The 687-nt window shown below is 39.4% G+C and carries 1 protein-coding gene; it reads left to right on the forward strand.

Going from position 1 to position 687, the window contains the following annotated elements; genetic code table 11:
• A partial coding sequence (locus UGRO018_RS17730) for a group II intron maturase-specific domain-containing protein (RefSeq protein ID WP_416327843.1) occupies nucleotides 1-602 on the forward strand: 602 nt, incomplete at its 5' end.
• Nucleotides 603-687: the final 85 nt, after the last annotated feature.

A 687-nucleotide genomic window follows, 5' to 3' on the forward strand; every position in this document is an offset into this window, starting at 1 on the left:
TTTGTGTAAAAAGCGAAATGGCAGCGAACAGAGTGATGAAAAACGTCATGAAGTGGTTGCATGAGCACCTACGAGTAGAAGTAAATGCAACAAAGACGAAAGTGGGTAGACCAAATGACATTAATTATTTGGGTTTTGGATTCTATCAGCGTAAGATGGAATGGAGAGCGAAACCTCATAAGAAATCGATAGAGAAATTGGAATACAAACTGAAACCATTATTGAAGAGGAATTGGGGAGTATCTATGGAATATCGAATGAAAAAGATAAATGAAGTCATACGAGGATGGATAAATTACTATCGAATAGCAGACATGAAGAAAGAAATGGAAAGAATCGACCAAAAGATTCGATTACATATCCGGATATGTTACTGGAAACAATGGAAAACAGTGAGAAATCGAGCAAACCACCTGTACTTTTTAGGAATGCCAAAATACTGGTGCTGGTTGTATGCCAATACCAGAAAAGGGCTATATAGGAGTGGAAAGTGGCTAGGAAGATGGATAACAAACAAATTACTTAAGCAAAAAGGCCTGCTAAGCACAGCAGACCATTATATAAAAGTCCATACAAATCAACAGCCAATGTTGGAACTCTGAACCGCCGAACGCCGAACGGCACCTTCGGTGGTGTGGGAGGAACTATAGCTAAGGAAGAAATATCTTCCTTAGCTACCTACCCGAT

Source organism: Hoskinsella mucinilytica, assembly GCF_045223415.1.
Classification (GTDB): domain Bacteria; phylum Bacillota_I; class Bacilli_A; order Erysipelotrichales; family Erysipelotrichaceae; genus Hoskinsella; species Hoskinsella mucinilytica.